2 protein-coding genes are annotated in these 1,818 nt (G+C 57.1%); both read right to left on the bottom strand.

From position 1 onward, the window contains the following. On the bottom strand, positions 1-575 hold a 575-nt coding region (locus DW821_RS10065), incomplete at its 3' end, for a PTS sugar transporter subunit IIC (RefSeq protein ID WP_147487048.1). A gap of 225 nt (positions 576-800) precedes the next feature. Further along, on the bottom strand, positions 801-1,818 hold a 1,018-nt coding region (locus DW821_RS10060), incomplete at its 5' end, for a DMT family transporter (protein WP_370221274.1).

Below are 1,818 nucleotides of genomic sequence, written 5' to 3'. Positions count from 1 at the left end.
ATGGCGAAGCCCATGGCCGGCAGGATGTTGGCGGCAACGCCGCAACCGTCGATGATGAAGGGCGGGATGAAGTCGAGCAGGCCCTGGATGGCGTCGGAACCCAAATAGAAGGCGCCGCCGCACAGCAGGAAGTACTCGACGCAGCCCCAGATTCCAATTCCCCAATGAACGGCGTAGATGCCTTTGAGGTTTCCCTTGAGGGCGAACTTGTCTGCCATATCGACAAACACAGGGAACAAGGCATTGGTAATGTTGCCGATCGTCAGCGCAAGGACGGCGATGGGCATGGCGAGCGCGATGGCCGTCTCGGTACCCTGACCGAGCTGAATGGCAAACGCGCAGGCGAGCACGCCGCCGACGGTTTCGTTAGGCGGCACGTAGGCGCCGATGGAGATCGAGCCCATGAACAGCAACTCCAGGCTGGAGCCAACGGCAAGGCCAGTCTGCAGGTCCCCCAGCACCAGGCCCACGAGCGGGCACAGGACGATGGGGCGGAACGCGTAGAGGGTGCCGAGCTGGTAGTCGAGGCATCCAAACGCTCCGACTAAGCCGACGAGGATTGCTTGGACAAGCATAATTCCTCCCAATAAGGAATCTCGAACCGTCGTCACTCCCGTCGCGCGCGTTGTTGATATCAATTCCGGGAGTTCGATTCCACGGCTCGAAGCGTACCTGGTGTGCTGCTAACACCCATGCCAGGCACAAATGATTTGATACCAATTATAGGTATGCAGGTTCGCCTTATTTAATACCAGTCGCTCAGCGGGGTGTTTTTTACCGTAAACGGCAGGCGCATCCCATTAGGCACGCTCTTTGTTTCGATGGCGGACAAGCGCCACCAGAAAGCCGTCGCCAAAAGCATCGGATGCCAAGTTGGCCACAATCACCAAAACGATCATCGCTGCGCCCAAAAACTCGTTCCAGCGAAAGACCTCGCCAAAGAGGAGCGCCGACCAGCAGGGAGCGAGCACGACCTCACTCATGCAAACCAAGTTGGCCGCAAACGCGTTGGTGCGCGCAATCCCCTTGGCATACAGCACACTCGCAAGGCCGCTGCAAAAAAGGCCATGCACCAGCATAAGCCCCCACTCAAAGGGTTTCACGGAGCCTAGGTCGCCGGCAAAATAGACGATCGGAAGTATCGAGATGCCGCAGGAGATGAGCGAGGACACCATGGGCGACGCATCGGGGCGAGAGTTTAAAAAGAAACACAGCCCAAAGGTGGCGCCCGAAATGACGGCAAGCAGATTTCCGAGCATGCCCTCGGCGCTCAAATCACCTAAAAAGAAAAGTCCCATACCCGTAAAAGCAACCACCACGGAGGCAATCTTCGCAGGCGAGGGCAACGTGCGAGTTGCGAGCGATTGATACACGATAACGAAAATCATCGAGGTGTACTGCAGAACGATCGCGTTGCCGACCGTCGTGAGCTGGTTGGCAAAGTTAAACGTGGTGCCCGTCACGAAGTTGCAGACGGCCACAAGGACAATAAGACGGCTGACGCGAAGGACGGGTCTGCCGACGAGCAGGATAAAGAGCGCCATAAATATTGCCGTGACGGCACCGATCAAAAGAGCTGACTGCGAATTGGCGCGAACGAGGATGCCGATAAAACTCCACAAGAGCGCCGTGCCAAATAGATACATCGCCCCGCTCACGCCATTATCGGGTGGATTGTCAGATCGAATCACGAAGCACCTCCAACTAGCTTTCGGTAATAAAAAACGGCGACCGCAATGGGTCGCCGTTTCCCTTGGGGGCAAATAATAGGCCGGGTCCTTACGCCAGCACGCCGAAGAACGCGCCGATGATGCCCAC

Source organism: Collinsella sp. AM33-4BH (genome assembly GCF_003469205.1).
GTDB lineage: Bacteria > Actinomycetota > Coriobacteriia > Coriobacteriales > Coriobacteriaceae > Collinsella.
The sequence above is the reverse complement of the archived record's forward strand: the minus strand, read 5'-3'. Positions and strand labels throughout refer to the sequence as shown.